The sequence below is a fragment of the Candidatus Zixiibacteriota bacterium genome, from assembly GCA_040752815.1.
Taxonomy (GTDB): domain Bacteria; phylum Zixibacteria; class MSB-5A5; order GN15; family FEB-12; genus JAGGTI01.
The window spans coordinates 75,025-99,772 of sequence record JBFMGC010000005.1; the positions used below are offsets into that span (position 1 = coordinate 75,025).

Genomic DNA, 24,748 nt, shown 5'->3' on the forward strand with positions numbered 1-24,748 from the left:
GTGGCAGGCTTCCAGTCAAATAGCGGCTTCAGTCTGATCGAACTGGTGGTCGTGATTGTTGTGATCGGCATTCTTGCCGGAGTAGCGATGCAGTCTATGACCGCCTCGGTCGATGACTTGCGCCGGACTAGCACTGAACGAGAAATGGACCTGTTGGCCAAGGCGATCGTGGGGAATCCATCGCTCACCCAAAATGGCCAGCGCAGCGACTTTGGATATGTTGGCGATATCGGCGCTTTCCCACCTAATCTCGATGCTCTGCGCACCAATCCGGGCGGCTACGGAACCTGGGTCGGGCCGTACTTGGCGGCTTCCTACGCGCAAGATGCCACTGGGTTCAAGCTCGACGCCTGGGGTGCGCCTTACAGCTACGCGGGCGGCATTACAATCACCTCGACCGGCAGCGGCACGACCCTGACCGAGAAGATAGCTGACGCCACCGGGGATTACTTGTTGAACCGAATCAACGGGACGATTCTCGACGCCGCCAACGAGCTGCCGGGCGCAACCTGGGCCGACTCGATTGATATCACGATAACATTCCCCGACGGTACCGGCGGACTGGCGACCAAAACCTACCATCCGAACGCCGCCGGGCAGTTCACTCTGGATTCGATCCCGGTCGGGCAGCATCCGGTCCGGGCGGTGTTCCAGCCAGAGACCGATACCGTCATCCGATATCTAACCGTATTGCCTCGTCACCGGGGAACAGTTGCCTATCGATTCTCTGGTGCATACTTCGGCGGCGCGACGGCCACGGATACGCTTACCCTGAGACCGGACGGAGCCGGCTCGCTGACAGCGTTGACCAGCTCGGGCTGCTCCTCCAATTACCAGTGTGTCCAGGAGTCATCGCCGGACGGCGACGCCAGTATCGTCATTCGTGCCTCGAGTTCCTTCGCCACCGACGTGTATGCGCTTGAAGACCCCGCATTCGGAGCCGGGACGATACAGGAAGTAACAGTGTATTGCAGGGCCCGGCGGACACAGACCCTTGGCCAGGTAATGCTCGTGGTTTACCTTGGCGGAACCGAGTATCGTGGCAGCACCCAGGATCTGACCGGTAGCTATGCCATCTACGGCGAATCGTGGGCCACCCGCCCATCGGGAGGCCAGTGGACGTGGACTGACATTACCAACTTGCAGGCCGGTATACGGTTGAGCGGCCAGAACAGCAATTTCCCCGGCTACTGTACGCAGGTCTGGGTTGAGGTCGTCTACAGCAATTAGGACTTTGTCATGTCCGAGCATAGAGTCACCATACGGAGAAGCTCATTTGTCGATCGCGGTTTCACGCTGGTTGAGCTGGTGCTGGTGATCGTGATCATCGGCATCCTGGCAACCACTGTCCTGCGCACCGGCGGGGCGCTCTTCGAAACCGCCAAAACCGAACAGACGAAACACGAACTTGACGCTTTAGCGCTGGCGATGGTTGGCAACTCGCAACTCGACAACAATGGAGTGCGGGTCGACTTTGGATACGTGGGCGATATCGGCGCCTTGCCGCCAAATCTCGATGCCCTGTACACCAACCCTGGAGGCTATGCTACCTGGAACGGGCCGTACGTCGCTAACCGATTCACTCAGACTGCGGACGATTTCAAGACTGATGCCTGGGGCGTGACCTATAACTACAGTGGCGTCTCGTTGACCTCTACCGGCTCCGGCAGCAACATCGTGCGACGGGTAGCCAATTCGACAGCCGAGTTATTGCTTAACAGCGTTTCCGGCACAGTCACCGATTTAAGCGGCACGCCGCCCGGAAGTGTCTATTGTGATTCGGTTGAAGTGCAACTGTTTTACCCCGATGGCGCAGGCGCAGTCACCGGCGTGACTGGTTACCCTGATGCGGGAGGATACTTCGCGTTTGACTCGCTCCCGATAGGCAATCACCGGATAGCGATTGTCTATACACCGACTGGTGATACGCTTCATCGAATTGTATCAATCGCACCGGGATCATCTCCCTACAGCGAGTATCATCTGACCTCCGACGTCTGGTATGACACTACCGGCGGGGGCGGAATTATCTTCGTACCGGCCTCGGATACGCTGGTGGCCGACTGCCATGGCTTCACATTCTGGATTCTGAACACGAGCGGCGGCCCGGTGGATATCTCATCGCTCACGCTCAGCTACACTGGACTCACCGGATACTACCGGTATGTGAAATGGTCCGGTGCTACCGTATTCGATGAGAACAACCCGGCTAATGGAAGTGGCGACCTGGCCCCGTTCACGACAAGCCGCACGATCGCCGACGGCGAGAGCATTGAAATAATGATAGACGTTTTCAAATCAAATCCGGTCGGCGGTGCAGGTGTCGACGTTGACAACACGGCATTTACAGTCACGCTGTCGGACGGCTCCACTTTCGAATTCACTACGGGGAATTGTCCATGAGACCAATAACATACAACTCACGCGGGTTTACGCTGATCGAGATAATTGTGGTTATTCTGGTAATCGGGGTGATCGGCACTATTGCCACCTTTAAGATGAACCAGTCGATTCAGACCGCGCAATACGAACAGACCAAGAAGGAACTGGACGAGCTGGCCAGGGCAATCGTGGGGAACCCCGAGGTGTATTCCGATGGAGCTCGCACCGATTTCGGGTTTGTGGGCGACAACGGCACCCTGCCGCCAAATCTCGATGCCCTCGTGCAAAATCCGGGAGGCTGGAGCACCTGGGACGGACCGTACATGGCCCTCGGTCTGAACGCAAACGATTTCAAGCAGGATGCCTGGAATGTCGATTACACTTACACCGACACGCTTATCCGTTCCACCGGCTCCGGGAACAATATCGATAAGCTGATTGCCGCAACGTCTTCTGCACTGCTGTCCAATGCGGTGTCAGGCCAGGTAGCCGATGCCGATCATGAACCTCCGGGCGCGTTCTATGTGGACTCGGTTACAGTCGTGCTTACGTACCCCGACGGCTCCGGCAGCCTCATGCAGTCGTCGCAGCATCCCGACAGCCACGGCCGTTTCAACTACACCGGAGTGCCTATCGGCAACCATACACTGTCGGTGATCCACGAACCGACCGCAGACACGATGACCTACCCGGTGGCGGTCTACCCCGCCCGAGGTATCACGCTCGACGTGATCTTCCCTGCGGATCTTTGGTAGGTGCAATCAGCTCTCGCGCAGAGCCATGTCGATGCCGCGCTTTTTTAGTTGGGCGAAAAACACCGACGGCTTCACTACCACCTCTTGCGGCTTCACGCCGCGCGCAGCGATCTGCCCCGAGGCCGCCATGTGGGCGATAATCGCCGCAGGGAAAGCGGTGCAGCGCATCATGGCAGTCAAGCCGGTCTTCGAATCCTGCCGATCGATTATTTCATAAGTCAACGATTTCGCCTGCCCCGCTTTTTCGCCTTCAATCTGCACCCGCACCAGCACCATATCGAGGTCGTTGAACGACAGCGCCCGCCTGAGCACCTCGCGGAAGACGGCCCGTGGCTCGACCTGGCGGCCGTCGACATCGATAGCCTTGCGCGAACCCAGGCCCAGCTCGAGCATTGCTCTGAATATCTGGCAGTGGCCGGGGTATCGTATAGTCTTGTAGTCGAGAAACTCAATCCGTCCCTCGTACGTCTCCGGCAGCGTGGAGGTGCCGCCCGAAGTATAGAACGCCTCAAGTTCACCGATCCCATCGAAATGGAGCTGTTCGATCGCGGTCATCGGATTGACCGTCTTCCGGCGGCCGTCCTCAAGTATGACACACGGCTCCCAGTACTCGTTTATGAGTCCCTCGACCGAAAAGACGATCTGATAATTGAGCGGCGGACGCGGCACCTGGGGCAGGCCGCCCACACGGATACGTGCCGACTTCACCTTGTCCAGACGCTCGAAACCGTCGGCGACCATCAGCGAAACCATACCGGGCGCCAGGCCGCAGTCGGGGATGACGACTACGCCCGCTTTCTCGGCTTCGGCAGTCATGTTCAACTGTGCGCGGACAACGTCGTTGTTGCCTCCGAGATCGACCAGGTGGCAGCCCGCTTTGATTGCGGCGCGGGTCAGGCCGGGGTTGTGCTGATAGGTGGTGCAGGCCACCGCCGAATCATACCCGCGAAGCGCCGCCGCTGCCGCGTTCTCATCCCCGGCATCGAGCTTTTGGGCGATCGCCCGGCCGCTGCTGAAACGACGGCTGACATCGATAGCCCGCTCGGTGTCGATATCGAAGACCGCGAGCTGATCGATGTCGCTTATTCGGTCCAGATCGTAGAGAGCCGCCTGGCCCATCTGGCCGGCTCCAATTACTGCCATTTTCATTTTGGTTCTGTCTCCTGTGTCCTGGTGCCAGACTTCAGTGGGACGCTAAGTTGCACAGTATCCCGCCAAAAAGCAACTATGAGTATTCCGTGTTGGCGCACGATGTGTTCACGTGCGTGGCGTACCTCCCGGTGCGCCATGTCCGATCCTTGTTGGGGCACGAGGACGTACGCCAACCACCGGGTCACTCGGTCCAGCCCCCCACCCGCAAGCGGATGGGCCACCAGACCCGGCTATGGCTACAACAGATGATTGAACTTCCGGAGACCCCATTCAATGGCAAGCGTCCCGATGAAAACAAGCAGAAGCCAGAGTTTGCCCCACAGTACGATCTCTCGCTCCTCGGTCACAGTGACAGCTCGGGTATCTAGTGCGGAGACTGCGTTCACAAAGTCACGGAAGTCATGATAATCTCCTCCGGTTGCGGCGGCTATAGAAGCGAGAGTGGTGGGATCGCCCTGCTGGTCGTACTCTTCGGCCGTAAATGATTCGACCAAGAGCCGCCCCTGGCTGGTCTTGATAAGCTGGTCTTCGCGCATTAGCTCAGCCTGGTACGTATACTCACCGGGGCGGACGTTATCAAACTCGCCCCGCAACTTGCCCTCGTCGGCCTCGAGCAAATCCGTTTCGAGCGCATCCCCGCCACCGGAGGGTGACAGTGTCACCGTGCCGGTTACACCCGGTATCGGGCGATATCCCGGGTCGTACGCGTACCCGTCGAAGCGGACCGGCTCGCCGCGACGGTAGACCGCTTGCTCGGGCGCTACCCGGATCGGATCGAAATCGTCCTGCACGGTCAGCCAGGTGACGGTACCCTCTACTACTTTTGCGTACGCCTCCCGGTCGCCGCCATAGCTGAGCGTCTCAAACCCCAAGGTCCACAGAGGAGCGGCGGCAGCAGCCATGATCTTTCCCGGCCCTAGTCGGCGATAGCCGAGGATCGGCAGACCGTCATCGATATCGGCAGTGCCCGATGCGGTCACAAGGACAATGGCGCCTGGGGCGGTCTGATCGCACGGCACGATCATGCGAAACGGCGGCAGTCCGGCCCATATCTGGCGGATATCGGCGCGGCTGTCGCCGAGGCGTACGGTAGGGTGAAAGAGTTGCCCTTCGACCGGGGCGCCGTGAAACGGAGTGTAGACGATATCAGCGCGACTTGACGGGTAGAAGGGCAGCAGTTCCCCGGCGCGGGCGGGCGTTTCTCCGGATGCGAACCTGTGACCCATGAAAACCCAAAGGCCGCCGCCGCGCTCCGCGAGATATGATCTCAGCAGCTCATGGAGGTTTTCCAGCCGGTTCGGCGTGAGATCGTAGAGGATGACCAAATCGTACCGGTTCAATTCGGTCTGCTGGTCGGGGAATCGCCCGGCCATGTTGCCTGCCCTTGAGCCGAGCACGACCAGGTTTATCTCGTATCGATCCGACTGGCTCAAGAAGCGATTGAGAAAACCGACCTCGTAATCGGGACTCTCGCACGCCAGAAGCACTGCGACTCGACTCTTCAGGACCTTGACGCTAATCGTGCGCGCATTGTTGTGGGTGTCGGTTTCGCCCGTGAGGGGATCGATTTTGACGTTTAGCAGCACCTGTCCGGGTCGTGTGGGTACGTAGCGAAGCGACACCTCGGCGAGACCGGATTCCTGGTCTATTTGCAACCGGTTGTCGGCCACCACACGATTGGAATCGAGCAACTTCGCAGAGACCGGCCCCGGCTGTGCCCCGCTCCATCGGAGCTTGACTTTCAACTCGGTCGGGCAGCCGACAAATGCGATGGCGTTAAAGTCGACAGCGTCGAGCGCCAGGTCCGCCGAAGCCCCGCTCAATGCCACTCCAACTGCTATGATGGGAGTTTTCAAGCCGGCCGCGACTTCGACCGGGTGAGGGCCGCTATTGCTGTTGCCGTCGGACAAAAGCAGCCAGTAATCAGCCGGGCGAGCCAGTTCCTGCTGGTTGAGTTCCTGCAGCACGGAGCCGAGCGCGGTCTGGTTCTGGTCCAGCCCCTCGGGCCGTTCGCCGACGCCCGACGCGAAGTACCGAGGAGTGATTTCGCTCGAGGCCGAAAGAGCGCGTATGGCATCGGTGTTGAGCAGCGAATCGACCCGCGCGGCGCGAGTAAGGCCGTTTTCGAGCCTACCCATGCTGGCAGAGCGATCAATCAGAATTGTCGTTCTTCGAGGGCGCTCGAAATGGCGAGCATATCCGATCACCGGTTCCGAGAGCGCCGCTATCAATGTTAGAACGGCTATCACGCGAATCGCCCCCAGCACGATTCTCAGTCGAAGTGAGAGCGGGGGGTTAGTTTGCCAGTACAACAGCCCCGTGAGCCCAAGAAGCGCCAGGCCTCCGAGAACGACCCATACCGGCTGTCCGGTGAGGAAACTAACGCTGATATCTTTCAGGCCGAGCATGGTGTGCTGATTATACAGTATGACAGGGCTGTCGAGCGAAACAAAACTGACTCTCCCACCCCTGCGAAAAACCGAAATTCCGCGGAGGCAGCGGGTTCAAGAAGCCCGTGCGACGGCGTACCGTACCATATTGGCCAGGGAGTCATAGTAGACAGAGCGTCCCACATGCGCGATAGACTCAATCGCCTGTTCGCTCAGATCGAAGGCCCGGCGCGAAGCATAGTCGAGGCCGCCGCACTCCTGCACGAAAGCAAAAACTCTGTCGAAGGAATCCTCGTCCTCGCCGCTTTTGAGTATCCCCACGATTTCCCGTCGTGACGCCTCGCCCACGGTTTTGAGGGAGTAGATAAGCGGCAACGTGACATGACCGTTGAGAACATCGATCCCCGGTTCTTTGCCGGTGATCGCCGGGTCGCCGACAAAATCGAGCAAATCGTCGGCTACCTGGAAGGCGGTGCCGATTCTCTCGCCGAAATCGGAAAAGCACCGTTGCTCCGCCGCGTCCTGGCCCGCCAGGATAGGTCCGGTGGCACAGGAGACGGCAAACAGCGAGGCAGTTTTGTCGGCAATGATGTCGAAATACTCTTCCTCGGACAGGCTGTAATTCCGGGTCTCTTCAATCTGCCTTAACTCTCCGACTGAAAGCCTCTCGGTCGCGCGAGATATCGCGCTTATGAGCTCCATAGAACCGGTGCCGACCATAATGCGAAAAGCCTTGGCGAAAATATAATCACCCATCAGCACCGAAATCAGATTCTTCCACTTGTGATTGACCGTCTCCTGGCCGCGCCGCATCTCCGACTCGTCGACTACGTCGTCATGAAGCAACGTGGCGGTGTGGATCAATTCAATTGACAGCGACGCGTCAATGGCCCGGTCTGAAAAATAGTTGGCGGCTCTCGACGACAGAAACAGGAATGCCGGGCGAATCCGCTTACCCTTGGTTCTCAGCAGGTGCCGCGCGATTGAGGAGATAAGGGGAGTGTCGCCGCGCAAGTAATCGTGAAGGCGGGAGTCGAAAGCTTCAAGATCGGGGCGGACCGGTTCCGTGTATTCAACCAAGCGATCGGAATCAAGTCTGGTCATAGGTCGAGTTTTCTCCGCTGCGCCCGCCCATTAAAACGCTCCCGCTTGCTCGTGTCAATCGGTTTGGGACCCGCCCGGCAGATTACGCTCCGCCGGTCTGGTGTATAGCGCGGGATTTCCCGCAAGAAAGCCGGACAACGTTTTGCGATACAATTCGTTGTCCATTGAAGCCAACTCGTTGTGGCCGCCCTGCATCTCGAAAAACAGCTTTGGTTCACGAGCCGCTTCGAATAGCGCACGGCCCATCTGATACGGAATCAGTTCGTCAACCGGTGAGTGCGCCACCAAAACCGGGCAATTAAGACGCCCGATCTTGGCGATCGAGTCAAATCCGGTGCGTGTCAGCAGGCGGATCGGCAAAAACGGATAGAGCTTCTGGCCGATATCAGCCACCGACGTGAAGGTCGATTCGAGAATCACGCCGCCACATTCCACCTGCAATGCCAGTTCCACCGCCGCCGCGCCGCCGAGAGACCGCCCAAAAAGAAATATGTTCTGGGCTGGGAGCTGTTTGGTTTCGAGCAGCCACTCGTAGGCCGCGCGAATATCAGCGTACACATTCGCCTCGGAGGGCTGACCGTCGGAGCAGCCGTAGCCGCGATAATCGAACAAAAGCACGTTGGCGCCAATGTCGAGAAACAGGCGTGCGGTGCCCAGCCGGTGAGAGACATTGCCCGCGTTGCCATGGGCAATCAGAACGGTTTTCGCCGTGATGTCGTTCGAATCCGCTGGGAAGTACCATGCGTGGATGTACTCTGTCGTCGCCACCGGGATGCGAATATCCTCGTACCGCCAGCCCATCTGGTCAGGAGTGATTTCGATATCCCGGCTGGGCAGGAATATGAGCCGATCCTGAAACAGATATACAAGCAGGCAAAGGAGCAGATATACTCCGGCAGCAGCTACCAAAACCGTGAGAATCATCCTGCGAAATCTCATTATGGCAATAGCAGAAGTCCAGGAGCGACGTTTTGCCCTCACTCCCATTCGATCGTAGCGGGCGGCTTGGACGAAATGTCATAGGTGACCCGATTCACGCCCTTGACCTTGCGAATGATCTCGTTCGATATCTCCGCCAGAATATCATGGGGGATTCTGGCCCAGTCAGCGGTCATGCCGTCGACCGAGGTCACCGCCCGAAGCGCCACGACGTTTTCATAGGTGCGTTCGTCCCCCATGACGCCTACGGCCCGCACCGGCAGGAGCACGGCGAAAGCCTGCCAGATGTCATCATAGATGCCGTGCTTGTAGAGCTGATCGATGAAGATAGCGTCTACTTCGCGAAGCAAATCGCACCTTTCCCTGGTAACTTCGCCGAGAATTCTCACCGCCAGCCCTGGGCCGGGAAACGGATGCCGCCCGATGAATTTCTCCGGCAGGCCAAGCGCCCGTCCCAGTTCGCGCACCTCGTCCTTGAACAGCTCCCGCAGGGGCTCGACCAGTTTTAGGCTCATCTTGTCTTTCAGGCCGCCAACGTTATGATGCGACTTTATTGTCGCCGATGGCCCTTTGAAGGATGTCGACTCGATTACATCGGGATACAGCGTTCCCTGGGCGAGATAGTCGATGTTGCCGATCCGCTGCGCCTGCTCCTCGAAAACGTCGATGAAGGTGGCGCCTATTATCTTCCGCTTTTGTTCGGGGTCTTCCACCCCCGCCAGGCGGGACAAGAACATCTCGGAGGCATCGACCGGGTGCAGATTGATGCCAAGCGTTTTCAGCGTAGCTGTGACATCCTCAAACTCGTTCTTGCGAAGGACCCCATTGTTCACAAAGACCCCGTGAAGACGACCCCCGATCGCTCGGTGCAAGAGCAGAGCTGCAACCGACGAATCCACGCCACCTGACAGGCCGAGAATCACCTGTCCGTTGCCAACCTGCTGGCGGATCCGCCCGATCGATTCTTCGATAAAGGAAGCCGTAGTCCAGTCGCCCTTCACGGCACAGATCTTGAATAGGAAATTTCCGAGTATGCGTTTCCCTTCGACCGTGTGGTGCACTTCGGGGTGAAATTGCAGGCCATATATGCGCGAATACTCGTTCGCGATAGCCGCGGTAGGCAGTGATTCGGTGCACCCAATCACCTTGAAACCGCGTGGGAGTTCGACGATAGAGTCGCCGTGAGACATCCAGACCTGGCTACTGGGTGAAACTCCCTCCAGTAGCCGGCCGTCAGCCACCGGCTCGAATATCGACCTCCCGTACTCGCGATACTCCGCCCGCACGAGCCGTCCGCCGAACACGTCCGCTAAGAGCTGCATCCCATAGCAGACACCGAGAATCGGTACGGAGGTATCGAAGAATTCGCGGCCGAGGCGAGGAGACTGCGGGTCTTTAAGCGATGCCGGCCCTCCTGAAAGGATATATCCCGCGATATTTCGGCTGGAAAGCGCGCGCAGATCGGCATTATAAGGGTGAATTTCACAGTACACATGGGCTTCACGCACGCGGCGGGCGATCAGTTGCGTGTACTGGGAGCCGAAGTCAAGTATGATAATGGTTTCGTGGCCCTGCTTCATGCGTGATGCTCCTGACGCGTCAATCCGCGAATAACCGTATCGTGCTCGAACGCGGGATCGGTTTCCGGCTTTTCTTCGAGATAATGCAGCCCACGCGATTCCTGGCGGCAGAGCGCGCAGCGGATAATCAGTTCCGCGACCGTGGCGATATTTCGGAGCTCGACTACATCATTGGTGGCGGGAGTAGCGAAGTAGTATTCCTCGATCGCACTCCTGATACGGCTTACCCTCTCCAACGCCAGGGTCAGACGCTCGCTGGTGCGCACTATGCCGACAAAGTCCGACATGACTCGGTTCAATTCATGGCGGTCGTGAGCAATCAGAATCTTCTCGCGCGGCATCTTCAGCGAGGATGCCAGCGGGTTGTCCACCGGCACCGCCTCGGGAAAGTCACTCTGCCTCAAATAGTCGCTTGAGCATTGAGCCGCGAGATCCGCCATGACCACCGCTTCCAGCAATGAGTTGGAAGCCAGCCGGTTGGCGCCGTGCATGCCGGTCATGGCGACCTCACCCGCTACATACATGCCGGGCAGCGACGTCTCTCCTTCAAGGCTGCAGACCACCCCGCCGCAAGCATAATGAGCCGCGGGTACCACCGGAATCGGCCGTTTGGTGATGTCGAAACCATAGCGCAGACACTCGCGATAGATGTTGGGAAACCGCTCCATTACAAACGCAGGATCGCGGTGACTGATATCGAGCAAGACGTACTCTTCGCCGGTCTCTTTGAGTTCCCGGTCGATCGCTCGGGCGACCACGTCGCGCGGGGCCAGGTCCTTCAATTCGTGGGCGTCTTCCATAAAATAGCGGCCGTCGACCGAACGCAGTCTCGCCCCCTCGCCCCGCACCGCTTCGGATATCAGAAAGGGCCAGCGCCCGGGAGAGTACAGCGTGGTCGGGTGAAACTGAATGAACTCCAGGTTGGCAACATCTACACCGGCGCGATACGCACAGGCTACTCCGTCGCCTGTGGCGATCTTCGGATTCGAGGTATGAAAGTAGACCATGCCCAAACCGCCGGTAGCCAGCATGGTGACTGGAGCGTAAAACGAGTCGAACGAGCGCTTGTCTTCGCAGTAGACATATGCCCCCGCGCAAATCTTCCGGCCATCCTGATTATATGTGACCAGATCGAGCACCATGTGATCGCGGAAAATCCAGATATTGTTGGGCAGGCCGCGACAGGCAGCCAGAAGCGCCCGCTCGATTTCCTGACCGGTTAAGTCGGCAGCCCGAACTACCCGGCGGTGCGAATGTCCTCCCTCCCGACCCAGATCGAGCTGGCCGTCAACCCTGGTGAACTGGACGCCATAACGAATCAACTCGGCGATCGCCGCCGGACCCGCCTCGACCACTCGCTCGACTACGTCGACATGGCAAAGCCCGCAGCCCACTTTAAGCGTATCGCTGACGTGCGACTGGACAGAGTCTGTCTGAGCCATCACAGCGGCTATCCCGCCCTGCGCGCGATTGGTGCTGCCGGCGTCTTCGTCTTTCTTGGTGACGATAGCCACCCGGGCCCGCGGGTTTCGCTCCACCACTTTGAGGGCATAGAACAACCCGGCAATACCGCTGCCCGCGACCAGAAAATCGAAACGGCGATCCATCAGGCTCCTCGACGCGCCAGGTTTAAGCGACTCTTTACCTCGGCAACAAGTTTTTCCTCGCCGGGGTCCAGGTCAATCGACAGGTCAAGATAGTAGAATTCGCGACCGAAATCAAAATCACCTATTTTGACCCAGTCTTTCAGCGTGGTCAGAATCAGGTCGGGGTTATGCTTGTCGGCAAGTGCTTTTATCCGCTGAAGGAGGGGCGGATCATAGCGCTGGTGGTCGGAAAGCTCCAGGGCGTAATCAAGATCGGATGAGAGCGCGGATACCTGCCGCTCGAGCGCCCGAAAGTTGCCCACCCCGGCAAAGAGAAACACCGACTTGTCCGAAAGATATTTGACCGACAGCCGTTGATCTCGCCCGGCGACATTGGCCGCCTGAAAGCCGGCGTGGTACAGACTGGCTTTCGGAGCGAGCGCCTTGAGTTCGCGTTTGATCGCGTTGATGTCTTTGGCCAGCTTGGCCCGCGTGATGACTATGATATCGGCCCGCTCCAGGGCCGTCTTAGGCTCCCGCAGCATGCCGTATGGGAACGGCTTCAACAATCTCCGCCTGAGGCCGGCATCGTAGGTCACGAGATCGAGGTCACGCGCCAGCTTGAAATGCTGGAAACCGTCGTCGAGAATGATCAAATCGACTTCGCCGCTATCGGCAAGCCTGCGGGCGGCGTTGGGCTTAAGCGGGTCAACCGAAAACCAGGCGTGGGGAAGCTGTTGAGCCAGCAGCATGATTTCATCGCCGGTCCGAGCAACTTCCATTTCCTGCACTTTGTAGCCGGGCGCGACGAAGGGCGTGCGGTCGGGACGGCCATACCCTGACGACACAACGCCGACTCTCAGACCGTCGGCGAGCAGGTCTTTCGCCAGGCGGGCGACCATCGGCGTTTTCCCCGAGCCGCCGACCGTTATATTGCCTACCGACAGCACGGGAACTGACACCTTCACCGGTTCGCCGGACCAGGCCTTGTGAATGGCGAAACCGAGCCGATAGACAAACGATGCCAGCCAGAGCAGGAAGGCAGGCAGATCGAGCGGCCCGTACGGGTCACGCCTGATGATAGTCTTCCACAAACGCTCAAACATCGGCCAGCCGCTTCAATATGTAGTTTCCGGCCAGCGCGGTCGCCGAACGGCCTGAATCCGACTCGACCTTCTCAGCGAAAGTCCTGCGCTTCTCGATAACGTCGCTGATGGTTCGTTTCAATTCCTCGCCGTCCTTCACCATGGCGCCATAGTCATTGGCGATGATGTATTCAGCCGCGTCGGCAACATTGTCAAGGTGTGGACCAAACAGCACCGGCGTCCTCGCCCAGACCGGTTCGAGAATGTTATGCCCGCCGATTTCGACCAGCGTACCGCCGACAAAAGCCAGATCAGCCGCCTGGTAAAGATCGTTGAGCAGGCCCATCCGGTCAACCAGCGACACCGCCTCGCACGCCCGGCCATCTCCGTAAAGGCAGGACGGTATATTCGTGGTGTCGATCAAACGCCGCACCTCGTCGAGCCGTTCGAGATGGCGTGGCGCCAGCACCATGCGAAGCTGCGGATACTTCTTGTGCAACTCGGCGAATACCGCCAGGAGGACGGCCTCTTCACCGGGGCGGGTGGAACCAGCCACGAGCAAAAACCGATCCATCGCGACACCGAGCTCGGCCCGAATCTCCTCGACCCACTCTTTCGACTTCATGGCCACCGGCGCGTCGAACTTCATATCCCCGGCGACCACGCCTTTCGACGGGTCGAGCCCAAAAGACAGAAAGCGCTCCCGATCGGCCTCTGATTTGAAGAAGAACCGTTCGTATTTCGATAGCAGTCGCCGCAGGCTCCGCGCCATGAAACGGTATTTCCCCTGCGAGCTTTCGGTCATGCGGCCGTTGACCAGGATGATCGGGATGCCTCTGCGGGCGGCGGCACCGATCAGGTTGGGCCAGATTTCAGTCTCCGCGACTACAATTATCCTGGGCCGAAGCTGACCGATCACACGAGTGAAAAGCGGGAGCACGTCGAGCGGAAGCACCGCCACCGATACGCGCCGAGGCAGAACCGCGCGGGCGGTTTCGACTCCGGTGCGAGTGACCGCAGTGACATGCACGCGGATGTCAGGTTTACTCTTGATCAGGAAGGCGGTCAGGTTGCTGATCACGCGGATTTCGCCGACCGACGCGGCGTGCATCCATAGATCGACCGGGTGTGGTGGGAGATCGAGACCGAGCCGCCCGCGCCAAACCTCGTCGCGGCGCGCCGCACGCCAGCGCGCCCACGGATACACCAGCAGGTACAGCAGGAATGTGAGAAGGCGATACAGCAGGATCATAGGAACTCCGCGATCGCCTCCGCCGCCCGTTCCGAGGCACCAACACCGCCCAGTAGCGACGGTACCCGCCGGAGCGCCTGTGTTACTCGAGTGCGATACCGCTCATCAGCCAGGTACCGCTCAAGCTCGGCGACCATTCGGTCCGGGGATGCCTCGTGCTGGATCAGTTCGGGCACGACCTTTTCACCTAATACGAGATTGACCAGCGCGATCTTGTCCAGCGTCACCAGGCGTCGCGCGATCTGGTAGGTCAGAAAACCAGTCTTGTAAACAACCACCATCGGGCGGCCGATAATAGCGGCCTCGAGCGTGGCCGTACCCGACGAGGCCAGCACCAGATCGGACTCGTAAACCACCCGGCGGGCATCGTCGTAGCTAAGTCTGACGCCGTAATCGCTGTACATGCCACAGATCGAATCGTAATCATACGCGCCGGTAAGCGCCGCAACTACCGAGGTCAGACCATGACTGCGATGCATCCGCGCCGCGGCCTCGAGCATCGGCGGCAGCATCCGCTCGATCTCCTGCGGGCGCGAGCCGGGCAATAGCGCGTTCAGCCCGTTCCCCGGCGCAGCGGTCGACACATACTCAGGCGGAATATCCTCGAGCAGGTAGTGACCCACAAACCGGCAGGCGACACCTTGCTCCCGGTAGAACGGTTCCTCGAAGGGCAGGATTACCAGCATCCGGTCAACCAGCTTGCGGATTTGCTCCAGACGTTCGCTCCCCCATGCCCACACCTGAGGGGAGATGTAATAAACTGTGGGAATACCAAGCGGGCGTATCCTGTCGGCCAGCCTCAGATTGAAACCTGGATAGTCCACAAGGAGTATCAGTGATGGCCGCCGCCGTTCAATTGCACTGATACATCGCCGCATCAATCGGCGAAAGAAAAGCGCCCTGCGGGCGACCTCCCAAAATCCGAGCACCGCCAAATCAGCCGGTTGGGTCAGTTGCTCCTGCCCCAGTTGTCTCATCCGCGCACCGCCGAGGCCGAACGTACGGACACCCGGCTGTTTGTGCTGTAGTGCTGCTATGACCCGGCTGACGGCGATATCGCCCGACGGGTCCCCGGCCGACACGAATAGGAGCGGGTCGTCCATTCAGACCGCCTGCTCCTGCAGCATTCGGTCAATTGAGTCCAGTCCGATCCGCTTGACCTCGAGCGCCACCCGCAGCGCTTCAGCGGCTTCGTCGATCGTGACCGCGACCGGGTTGTCGTTGATGACCGCATCAAGAAACGACGACAACTCGGCGCCGAGCATGTCCTCGCCGGTGTCGGTCTTCTTGGTATAGAGGATGTCTTTGCCGGACTTGCCGAGCGGCACGCGCAGGCCGCCCGCGTCATTGTCACTGGTTGCCAGTTGGTAGATATCCGCCTGCTTTTGCGCCAGGTCGAGCGAGAAGTAGCCTGACTTTTGAAAGATGCGGAGCTTGCGCATCTGGTGGAGCGATATCCGCGACGACGTAAGATTGGCCACCGCGCCGTTCTCAAAAGTCAGACGGGCGTTGGCGATATCCGCCTCATCGGAAACTACCGCCACGGCCGACGCCTGGATATTGGCGACTTGGGAGCGAGTGAACATGAGGGCGAGGTCGATGTCATGTATCATCAGGTCGAGCACGACCGCCACATCGGTGCCACGCGGATCAAAGGCCGCGAGGCGGTGGGCCTCGATAAACGACGGCCTGACCTCGATATCCGCCAGCGCTCGCACCGCCGGGTTGAACCGCTCGATCTGGCCGACCGTGACTTTGACCCCACACCTTTTCGCCAGTTCCTTCAGCTTGCGGGCTTCGTCGAGCGAGGGAGTAATTGGCTTTTCAATAAGGCAGTGGATACCGCAATCGATCAGTTTCGAGGCTACCTCGAAGTGCGCACTGGTAGTGACAACGATAGCGACCGCCTCGGCGGATTCGGCCAGCGTATCGAGCGAATCAAACGCCCTGACGCCGTACTCAGAGGCGTTCTTGGCGGCTTTGTCGCGATCAAGGTCATAGAGCCCGACCAGTTCGGACTGTTCGAGTTTGGCGAGCCATTTGAGGTGGTGCCTGCCGAGCGAGCCGACTCCTACCACGGCGGTTTTCAGTTTTCTCATCTGCGGACCTTTCGGAATGCCGGTGTGGCCTGAAAGTACGAAGATCAATGGGTAACATAAAGCGGAAACTCGAACCCAGTACGGGGGATGGCAATCTCATCTACTCGCCCGTGGTGGACCAGGCCCCGATCGAGCCGTGGGCAGGCTCCACCACGCACACTGACTGTGCGAACAATCGGAAATAGATCGCCCCCCTACTTCACCATCCCTCTCCCCGAACGCTCGACAAACTCGAGAATCTTCTTCACTTCGTCAATCGGCTCGATCTCCGCTTTGATCCGCTCCACCGCCTGAGTTGTGTTGAGATTGGAAAAGAACAGCAGCTTGAACGTGCTCTCCAGCGTGCGAAGAACCTCCGGTCTGAACCCTCGCCGCTTAAGCCCGATCGAGTTCAAACCTACCACTTTCAGCGGATACCCGCCCACCAGTGAGTACGGGCAGACATCCTGCTGCACCCGGAACCCGCCGCCGATCATGCAATGACATCCGATCTTGACAAACTGGTGCACCGGCAGGACACCGCCGAGGATAGCATAGTCATCGATTTCAATGTGCCCGGCCAGGTTTACTGAGTTGGCCATGATGACGTTGTCACCGATATGGCAGTCGTGCGCCACGTGGGCGTACGCCATAATAAAGCAGTTCTTGCCGACCCGCGTTTCCCCGGTCGCCTGGGTGCCCCGGTTGAGCGTGGCGTATTCGCGGATTGTCGTGTGGTCGCCGATCTTGAGAACAGTCTTCTCGCCGGCGAATTTCAGATCCTGCGGGACAGTCCCCAGCACGGCGCCGTGCGATATTGTCACCCCGCTGCCAATACGCGTGCCGGGGGCTATGAGCACATCAGACGCGATATTGGTTCCCGCGCCGATGACCACGTCCTCCTCGATAATCGTATGCGGCCCGACCGAAACGTCGTCGGCAAGTTCCGCTTTAGGCGAAACGATCGCCGTAGCGTGAATAAGGCTCATCGATCCACCACCATCGCCTTGAAATCGGCGCTGCACACCAGTTGCTCGTCGACATACGCCTTGCCGGTCATCTTGCAGGTGGCGTGGCGGAAGGCCTCCATCTCCAGCTCGAACCGAAGCTGATCACCCGGCATCACCGTGCGGCGAAACTTGGCGTTGTCAATCGACACAAAGAACGGCAGCTTGGTTTCCGGGTTTTCGACCGCGTTGAGCAGAAGCACGCCGCCTGCCTGGGCCATAGCCTCGAGTATCAGCACCCCGGGCATGATGGGATGATCGGGGAAATGCCCCTGGAAAAAAGGTTCGTTGAAAGTCACGTTTTTGACCCCCACTACCCGTTTGCCCGGCTCCATATCGACAATCCGGTCCACCAGCAGCATAGGATACCGATGCGGCAGAATCTTAAGTACCGCCTGAATATCGAACAGCGCCCGTCCGCCCTTGGAGTAGCGGCTGGCAATCCGCTTTTTCTTGTATAGCTCCCGCATCTTGCGAGCCAGGGCCACGTTGGCCCGGTGCCCCGACCGCGCCGCCAGCACATGCCCCTTGAACGGAGCGCCGATCAGGGCGAGGTCTCCCAGCAGATCGAGTGTCTTGTGCCTGACCGGCTCGTTGTAGAAACGGAGCGGGATGTCATTGATAATGCCGTTCTTACCAATAAATGCTTCGTCTTTCAGGTCAAGTGCCCGGCGAATGCGGTCTACTTCTACCTGCCCCTTATCGGAATCATAAAGAACAATCGCATTGTGAAGGCCGCCCCCTTTGATCAGTCCCTGAGCCTTGAGCGTTTCGATCTCCGTAAAGAAGCAGAAAGTTCGCGCCGGGGCGAATTCGGCGACGAATTCCTTTTCGAGGTCCTGAAGCGTGGTGTACTGGGTACCGAGCGCCGGATTCTTGTAGTCGATAAGGAAGGTAATCCGGAGATCGTTCGACGGCGTCACCACCAGGTCTACCCCGCGTTCCGGCTCGCTGTAAGACATAGGGGTATCTATTTCAAGATAGAACTTGTCGACATGCTGATCCTCGATCCCCGCCTCGAGCAGGCAGTCGACATACGGCTTGGCGGAACCGTCGCCGACCGGCGGCTCATTGGAATCGAGCTCGACAATCATGTTGTCAATCTGAAGCCCGGCGAAAGCGGCCAGAACATGCTCGACCGTGTGCACCCGGGCCTCCCCCTTCTGGAGAGTGGTGCCGCGCGAGATATCGACCACGTGATCGATATCGGCTATCACCCAGGGTTGCCCAGGGAGATCGATTCTGACAAAACGAATACCGGTATCCGGCTCGGCCGGCTTGAAAGTCATGGTGCAGGTGTTGCCGGTGTGAAGGCCGATTCCGGTAAGTGAAATCGAATTCCTGACAGTCCTTTGTTTCTCGTACATAAGCGTTGGTATGGTAATAGGTTGGCTCGGAGTATACCGTCCTTAGAGGACGTGTTCAAGCGGTTTTTTTGCGAGGACGTAACAAGCGACGTGATTGTCGAGGCATCCGCGCCGAAACACGCTTTCAGGCGACGCTGAATCTGTTGCGGCCGGTCCTGCTCCCGGTTCGACTCGCTCTACGGGTCGGGCTCGGAGTGAGGCTTGCCGCCAGTAAAGACAGACATTCGCTTTGGCACACGAGGACGTACGCCAACCACCTTGATGTAGCTTTGTCGCCGCCACCGCTTGTCTTGGCGCCGGCAACAGTTATATTGCAGTGTACACGCCAACAGGAGCAACTATGAGACTTTGCCGCACGCTTGTCACCGCCGTATTGATCACCCTTTCCGCCGCCACTCTTTTCAGTCAGGTTCCCAAAGACATTCAGGAGCGGGTCTTTATCGACCACAAAGATCAGCGCCGCCTGCTGGGGTCGTTTGATCTCGATATTGTCTGGACCGACTGGACCTATGTCGAGATTATTACCACCCCGGCCCAGATCGACTCCCTCCGCCGGGCCGGATTCAAAACCGAGACGATTCACGAATCGGTAGGTGACTTCTACCGCTCCCGCCTGCCCCAAAAGGACATGGGCGGGTACAAGACCCTGGCTGAGATCGACGCTTATCTCGACGGCATGATCGCCGATCACCCGAATTTGGTTTCCGCGAAACAATCGATCGGCCTCACTATCGAGGGACGCAATATCTGGGTGGTCAAGATTTCGGATAACCCGAATGTCGACGAAAACGAAGCCGAGGTGCTCTACACCGGGTGCATCCATGCCCGTGAGGTTGTCACGCCTGAAGTCCTCTTCCACTTCATGGACCATCTGACCAACCGGTACGACACCGACCCGGAAGTGAAAGATCTGGTGGATGACCGGGAGATATGGTTCATCCTGGTGTGTAATCCGGACGGCTATTATTACAATCAGGTTATTGCCCCATTCGGCGGGGGCCTTTGGCGCATGAATCGCCGTGACAACGGCAACGGCACGTTTGGAGTCGACGTAAACCGCAACTTCGGGTACATGTGGGGATACGACAACCAGGGATCCTCTCCGAATCCCGGGTCAGACACCTATCGTGGCACCGGCCCGTTTTCCGAACCGGAGTCCCAGGCGATACGCGACTTCATGATATCGCGCGAGTTCGTGCTCTCGGTTTTCTGGCACTCGTACGCCAATATCCTGATTTACCCCTGGGGGTACATACGGCTCCCCACCGACGATCACGACATTTATCGCGCACTTGGTGATTCGATCCAGAATCTCAACGGATACGAGCACGGTTTGGTAGCAGACCTGTTGTACCCGGTCAACGGCGGCGCCTTCGACTGGGAGTACGGCGAGCAGACGCTCAAGAACAAAGTGCTCGGGACGACAATCGAAGCGGGCGGACAGTCCGATGGTTTCTGGCCGTCGCTGGCACGCGCCGAGCAGATCAAGCAGGAGAACCTCCAGCCACTCATGTTCCTAACCCGTATGGCGGGTAACATCAACTCCCTGCGCGCCCCGGAACCGCCGCAGATCGTCGGGCCTGCCAGCCCGGCGGACGGCGCCGAGTATATGGTAAGCTGGGTCGAGACCGACCCCACCAACCCGGCGGTCCGGTTTGAACTGGTCGAGATGCGGAAGCGGCATCTTCTGGATGATCCGGGCGACAATCTCGATTTCTGGGAAACTAACTACTTCGGATCGACTCCGGCACGTTCGAATTCAGCGCCCAACTCGTTGTATTCCGGCACCGGCGACCTGTACGTAGCTCATCTTACCACGGCATTTCCCCATACCGTGCGGCCGGGCGACCAACTCACCTTCCGTACCTGGTACGATTTCGAATTCTACCGCGATTTCGCTTATGTGGAGATTTCCACCGATGGCCTGAATTTCATTTCCATTCCGGGCAACATAACCACCAATTTCAACCCGTACGGCGGCAATCGAGGGAACGGCATCAGCGGTACGTCGGACGGCTGGGTTGACGCGACGTTCGATCTCTCGGCCTTCCAGGGCCAGCAGGTCTGGTTCCGGTTTCTTTACCAGACCGACGAAGGTCTAGCCGGCGAGGGATGGTATATCGACGACATACACCCTCACGTGGTATTCGCTGAAACCGCGGTGGTGGCATCCGACCTGACGTCACCGTCCTATACGTTTACCGGCAGGCCGATGGACGTGTACTACTATCAGGTTCGGGCCATGGATGCCCAGAACCAGTGGGGGCGGTATTCGTCGCCAGCCGAAGTCGATGTGCTCGGCTCCGGAACCGGCGACATCGACCTCGACGGCCTTTACAGTACGGTGGCAGACCTGACTTTGCTGAGCCTGTACTTCCAGCAAGGTCTGTCCGTGTTCGATGTCTACTACGTAACCCAGATTAGCGAGACCGATGCTAACTGTGACGAAGTGCTCCTGACAGCAGCGGATCTGAATGCTCTGGCTGAGGTCGTAGTCGGCGCGCAGGCCCCCTGTTTTGCCCCGCCCGCACCCGCTCCCGGGCCGAAGACTCCCGCCTCAGGCAACTCATCATCAGATCCGAAATCCAGCAACTATGCTGTCTCCAATAGCGCAGTTTACTCCGTGTCGCTGCAGGGTACGACTTTCGAGGGCGACGACACAGTTATTGTCGACATCGTGCTGGCCGATGCCGCCACTACACTTGCCGGGTATCAGTTCCATGTGGAATACGACGCCGCCACTCTTGCACTCGACGATGTCCGCCCGGGCGATGCAATCACAGCCTGGCAGTTCTTCGACTACCACGCCAAGACAGCCGGCACGGTCGGGGAGATTACTCTCGCCGGTGTCGCACAATTCCAAGGCGCGCCTATCCTTCCCGGCGATATTGACCTCCAGCCAACGCCCGCGGTGCTGGCTCAACTCAAATTCAGCATATCAACAGCCGGTGCACCGGTGATCGCCGAGATCAGGTTCATCTGGGAGCGCTGCGGCGACAATGCAATCGTCTGCGGCCGCTTTGTTACCGACCGCCTGGTGCTCGATTCGCTGGCGCTCTCGCGAGAAGTGAGAGACGCGGACGGAACTGACATCACAGGGGTCGACGCCCGTTACGGCGGCGCAGATTACACCTGCTTTTATGGTCTGTTCGGCGATCCTCAGGCGCCGGTCGTCGACTTTCTGTCAGCGCGGATCACCCGCGACGGCGGATGCTGTGTCGGGCAGGTGGGCGATGTTAACGGCGAGGGCGGCGATGAGCCGACTATCGGCGACGTCACCATGCTGGTCGATCACCTGTTTGTCACCGGGGCCGAATTGTCTTGTCTTAGCGAAGCTGATATCAACCAATCCGGCGGCTCACAGCCTGCACTTGAGGATATTACGATCGGCGACATAACCGAGCTGGTGGATCATCTGTTCATCAGCGCGGGACCGCTCGCACCATGCTTGTGAGGATGCGCAACGTACGGCCGGCGATCGCAATGCGGACAACCAACTCTCAATGGTTGCGACAGGACTTGAGCCCGAACCGTTCCCGCGACGCGGGACGGGTCGGGCGGTGACCTGACGTCGTCAGTGCTGCCGATCATCAAATCTCCTTCAGCGTCTTCACCTGCCGCAGCTTGCGAAAGAGCTGAATGTACTCCCGCACCATAATCTCCTCTGCCTGCGATAACCCTTCCATCATCGGTATTCCGATCCTCAATACCGCGCGCACAATATCCGCGGTGGTGCGATCATACCGGTCGGCCAGTTCCTTCAGCCGCCCTTTTAGGTCCGGGGACACGAACACGTTGAGACAGTGATCGCCTCGCGTCTTCTGACACTCGTCGGTAGTATTCATCCGTTCTCCTCTGCCATTGGGTTTAGCTGTAGGGTTTAGTGATATTTTTCATGCCCGATAAGGATCTGCGGCGTCGTAAGACGCAGCCCGAAACGGTCACGGATCCTGCGCAATACGGGTCGCCAGGTCTGGTCCGGATTGCGTTCTCGTATAATATGATCGATTTCCTCGCGGTGGGGCGACTGACAGATAGGGCATTCGAATTGGCTGGCCGACGCGACCCCGAAGAGCTTCGCCACCAGCGGCGCCAGCTTGCGGCGCAGTTTGCGCAGCGCCCGCTGGTGCATCGCCTCGAGCCGATGCCCGCTTCGGCCCGATCGTTCGGCGATCTCCCGGATCGTCCGTCCCATGAAATGAACTTGCTCGACTATCTCGCGCTCATCGTCCGAAAGCGTCTCAATGGCCGCCCTGACCGCCGAGCGAATGAGCTCCCGGCGCGAACCTTCTGCGTCGTCGGGCGTGTCACTACCCGACAGGATCTCCGCCGCTTCATTGTCCGGATCAAGTATGTCCGGCCACGGGACGGCGCTGTCGTCAGCCTGGACCGAGGGATCGCGCCCGAGTTCGGCGATCCAGTTCTGGTAGATGATCCGTTGTGTAGCCATATGGCTATGTTCTCCTGTGGTGTCGCGTTTTCATTCCCTTCGTGCCGACAGGCGCATCGCGGCCGTCCCACAAGTTGAAAGAGTTGCGGCAGAGCCTGCCCCGGACTTGATCCGGGCTCCTTGTCCCGGCTCGATGAAAGAGGGACGGGACTGAGACCTGCCGCCAACCTGTCTCGCCTATGGGATAGCTTCTACCTACCCTGCGGCACTGACGTCATCGTAGTCGTACCGTGTCCGCTGCGCTACCACGGACGGTTCACATGTGATGGGGTGTCATGGCGACAACCGGTATCACGTGAATCGCTTTACCCATGATGGCGAGGCCGCGTACAAATGCCGGGCGCAGGCCAAAAACACCTGATTTTGCGCACCGAATTTGCGTATACTTGGGGGCAGCGTTGAACGGTAACGAATTGCTCAGGGAATGAGGTGCAACTCGGATGTCGGATTACACAAAACGTAACGGCCGTGGCAGCATTGTCAGCGGGGTGATTATCCTCGGCGTGGGACTTTTCTTCTCGGGAGTGAATTGGGAAGTGCTGCCGCCGGTACAGGATAGTTGGCCGCTTTTCCTGATAATCGTCGGCGTAGCTTTGATTGTCGGGAATCTGTACCGCCGGGGATCGACACGTGATGAATCCGAAACTCCGCCGCCGCCCCCGATGCCATGAAGGAGTCGTCTCTGGAGAACCAGGAATACAAGCGCGAGACAGTTTATTCGCCCGGCCACAGCGGGTTTGAACCGTCGGACCCCATGGCCATATTCAAACTGCAGACCGATAACGGCGCCTTTGCGCGCTCTCATTGGACCTGGGTCTCGCTCGGAGTACTGCTCGTCTTTTATCCGGGCCTGTCACTGATCGGTATCGGCGAAGATCCTACCGTTTTGCTCCGCAGTCTGAATCAGGGCGTGCTTATTTTCCTGCTTATCGCCACGATCTTGTTTCAATGGACCATCTTCCTGGTCAATTACGTGACCGTCTATTTCGAGGGCACGGGGCTGGCCGGAGTCGGCCTGAGCAGGCTTAGAGGTATTGATTTCGCCTGGGGTGGCGCGTTCTTTCTCGCCGCCTGGCTGCTTCTCACCGGCCTGGCCTGGTTACTGGGACAGGCCGGGATGCCGCTGCCGGGTGAGGTGGAGATGTTGATCCCGACGGAGTCGCTGGGCAAAGTAGTCTGGGTGGCGGTTTCGTTTACAGCGGGCTTCTGCGAGGAAATCGGTTTCCGAGGGTACCTCATGACTCGGCTCAGAATCCTCGGCCGTTTCCAAAGCTGGGTAGTCCCAACCATCGTGTCCGCAGTTGCTTTCGGCATCTGCCACGCCTACCAGGGCCTCCCGGGGTTCATCCTGATTTCGGTTTACGGGGTTCTGTTTTCTCTGCTGTACATCCGTACCGGTCGGCTTTGGCCCTGTATCATTGCCCACTTCTTTCAGGACTTCGGCGCCCTGTTCCTTCCGCGGTAAACAGGACTTTGTTAGCCGTCAATTACTAGGATACTCGGCCCTAAGGGGCGATCTTGCAGGAAGTTCGACCTATCGCTGCAAGTGTTTTATTAAGTGGACTCAATCGCAGGCAGGAACAAATTCATCGATTTTTTCTGTTGCTTTTCCGTGTAGCCA

Annotated in this window: 20 protein-coding genes; 6 read left to right on the forward strand and 14 right to left on the reverse strand. The window is 58.7% G+C overall.

From position 1 onward, the window contains the following. The 3 genes from AB1772_02720 to AB1772_02730 are packed head-to-tail and all read left to right on the forward strand — an operon-like array spanning position 1 to position 3,137. Positions 1–1,230 carry a carboxypeptidase-like regulatory domain-containing protein gene (locus tag AB1772_02720; protein ID MEW5795251.1) on the forward strand — a complete coding sequence of 410 codons (1,230 nt, stop codon included), beginning with the start codon at positions 1–3 and terminating at the stop codon, positions 1,228–1,230. 9 nt (positions 1,231–1,239) lie between these two features. Next, on the forward strand, positions 1,240–2,403 hold the full coding sequence (locus AB1772_02725; GenBank protein ID MEW5795252.1) for a prepilin-type N-terminal cleavage/methylation domain-containing protein: 1,164 nt from the start codon (positions 1,240–1,242) through the stop codon (positions 2,401–2,403). Beyond that, on the forward strand, positions 2,400–3,137 hold the full coding sequence (locus tag AB1772_02730) for a prepilin-type N-terminal cleavage/methylation domain-containing protein (GenBank protein ID MEW5795253.1): 738 nt from the start codon (positions 2,400–2,402) through the stop codon (positions 3,135–3,137). Before AB1772_02725 ends, AB1772_02730 begins: the two co-directional genes overlap by 4 nt. Positions 3,138–3,143: 6 nt before the next feature. On the opposite strand, the gene AB1772_02735 is transcribed toward AB1772_02730, so the two are convergent. The 12 genes from AB1772_02735 to AB1772_02790 all read right to left on the reverse strand — a co-directional run bounded on the left by AB1772_02735 (position 3,144) and on the right by AB1772_02790 (position 18,677). Then, positions 3,144–4,286, reverse strand: coding sequence for a saccharopine dehydrogenase C-terminal domain-containing protein (locus AB1772_02735; protein ID MEW5795254.1), 1,143 nt, complete (start codon positions 4,284–4,286; stop codon positions 3,144–3,146). 239 nt (positions 4,287–4,525) lie between these two features. Further along, positions 4,526–6,697: a hypothetical protein gene (locus AB1772_02740; protein MEW5795255.1), complete on the reverse strand. Its 2,172-nt coding sequence runs from the start codon at positions 6,695–6,697 to the stop codon at positions 4,526–4,528. 96 nt (positions 6,698–6,793) lie between these two features. After that, positions 6,794–7,783, reverse strand: coding sequence for a polyprenyl synthetase family protein (locus AB1772_02745; protein ID MEW5795256.1), 990 nt, complete (start codon positions 7,781–7,783; stop codon positions 6,794–6,796). A 54-nt stretch (positions 7,784–7,837) separates the two neighbouring features. Further along, complete coding sequence (locus AB1772_02750) at positions 7,838–8,707, reverse strand: alpha/beta hydrolase (GenBank protein ID MEW5795257.1); 870 nt, start codon at positions 8,705–8,707, stop codon at positions 7,838–7,840. Positions 8,708–8,760: 53 nt separating this feature from the next. Beyond that, positions 8,761–10,302: a glutamine-hydrolyzing GMP synthase gene (gene guaA, locus AB1772_02755; protein ID MEW5795258.1), complete on the reverse strand. Its 1,542-nt coding sequence runs from the start codon at positions 10,300–10,302 to the stop codon at positions 8,761–8,763. Next, positions 10,299–11,909: an L-aspartate oxidase gene (gene nadB / locus AB1772_02760; GenBank protein MEW5795259.1), complete on the reverse strand. Its 1,611-nt coding sequence runs from the start codon at positions 11,907–11,909 to the stop codon at positions 10,299–10,301. Before nadB ends, guaA begins: the two co-directional genes overlap by 4 nt. Continuing rightward, positions 11,909–12,994 (reverse strand): tetraacyldisaccharide 4'-kinase, encoded by a 1,086-nt coding sequence (gene lpxK, locus AB1772_02765; protein ID MEW5795260.1) that lies wholly within the window; start codon positions 12,992–12,994, stop codon positions 11,909–11,911. The genes nadB and lpxK overlap by 1 nt, the downstream gene beginning before the upstream one ends. After that, positions 12,987–14,225, reverse strand: a complete 1,239-nt coding sequence (locus AB1772_02770; protein MEW5795261.1) for a glycosyltransferase N-terminal domain-containing protein — start codon at positions 14,223–14,225, stop codon at positions 12,987–12,989. Before AB1772_02770 ends, lpxK begins: the two co-directional genes overlap by 8 nt. Continuing rightward, positions 14,222–15,328 carry a lipid-A-disaccharide synthase gene (gene lpxB / locus AB1772_02775; GenBank protein MEW5795262.1) on the reverse strand — a complete coding sequence of 369 codons (1,107 nt, stop codon included), beginning with the start codon at positions 15,326–15,328 and terminating at the stop codon, positions 14,222–14,224. The genes AB1772_02770 and lpxB overlap by 4 nt, the downstream gene beginning before the upstream one ends. Further along, entirely contained in the window at positions 15,329–16,324 is a 996-nt protein-coding gene (locus AB1772_02780) for a Gfo/Idh/MocA family oxidoreductase (protein ID MEW5795263.1), read from the reverse strand. Between the two features lie 194 nt (positions 16,325–16,518). Further along, complete coding sequence (lpxA, locus tag AB1772_02785) at positions 16,519–17,292, reverse strand: acyl-ACP--UDP-N-acetylglucosamine O-acyltransferase (GenBank protein MEW5795264.1); 774 nt, start codon at positions 17,290–17,292, stop codon at positions 16,519–16,521. Then, the gene (locus AB1772_02790) at positions 17,289–18,677 is read right to left on the reverse strand and encodes a bifunctional UDP-3-O-[3-hydroxymyristoyl] N-acetylglucosamine deacetylase/3-hydroxyacyl-ACP dehydratase (protein ID MEW5795265.1); all 1,389 of its coding nucleotides are present in this window, start codon (positions 18,675–18,677) and stop codon (positions 17,289–17,291) included. The genes lpxA and AB1772_02790 overlap by 4 nt, the downstream gene beginning before the upstream one ends. Positions 18,678–19,017: 340 nt before the next feature. Between AB1772_02790 and AB1772_02795 the strand changes: the two genes are divergently transcribed. Then, positions 19,018–22,131, forward strand: coding sequence for a M14 family zinc carboxypeptidase (locus AB1772_02795; protein MEW5795266.1), 3,114 nt, complete (start codon positions 19,018–19,020; stop codon positions 22,129–22,131). A gap of 136 nt (positions 22,132–22,267) precedes the next feature. Here the strand turns inward: AB1772_02795 and AB1772_02800 are convergent, their stop codons facing one another. Continuing rightward, positions 22,268–22,522 (reverse strand): hypothetical protein, encoded by a 255-nt coding sequence (locus AB1772_02800; protein ID MEW5795267.1) that lies wholly within the window; start codon positions 22,520–22,522, stop codon positions 22,268–22,270. A 35-nt stretch (positions 22,523–22,557) separates the two neighbouring features. Continuing rightward, positions 22,558–23,127 carry a sigma-70 family RNA polymerase sigma factor gene (locus AB1772_02805; GenBank protein MEW5795268.1) on the reverse strand — a complete coding sequence of 190 codons (570 nt, stop codon included), beginning with the start codon at positions 23,125–23,127 and terminating at the stop codon, positions 22,558–22,560. 440 nt (positions 23,128–23,567) lie between these two features. Here AB1772_02805 and AB1772_02810 point away from each other — a divergent pair, with 440 nt between their 5' ends. Both AB1772_02810 and AB1772_02815 read left to right on the forward strand, forming a co-directional pair. Next, positions 23,568–23,798 (forward strand): DUF5668 domain-containing protein, encoded by a 231-nt coding sequence (locus AB1772_02810; GenBank protein MEW5795269.1) that lies wholly within the window; start codon positions 23,568–23,570, stop codon positions 23,796–23,798. After that, positions 23,795–24,592 (forward strand): type II CAAX endopeptidase family protein, encoded by a 798-nt coding sequence (locus AB1772_02815; protein ID MEW5795270.1) that lies wholly within the window; start codon positions 23,795–23,797, stop codon positions 24,590–24,592. Before AB1772_02810 ends, AB1772_02815 begins: the two co-directional genes overlap by 4 nt. Positions 24,593–24,748: the final 156 nt, after the last annotated feature.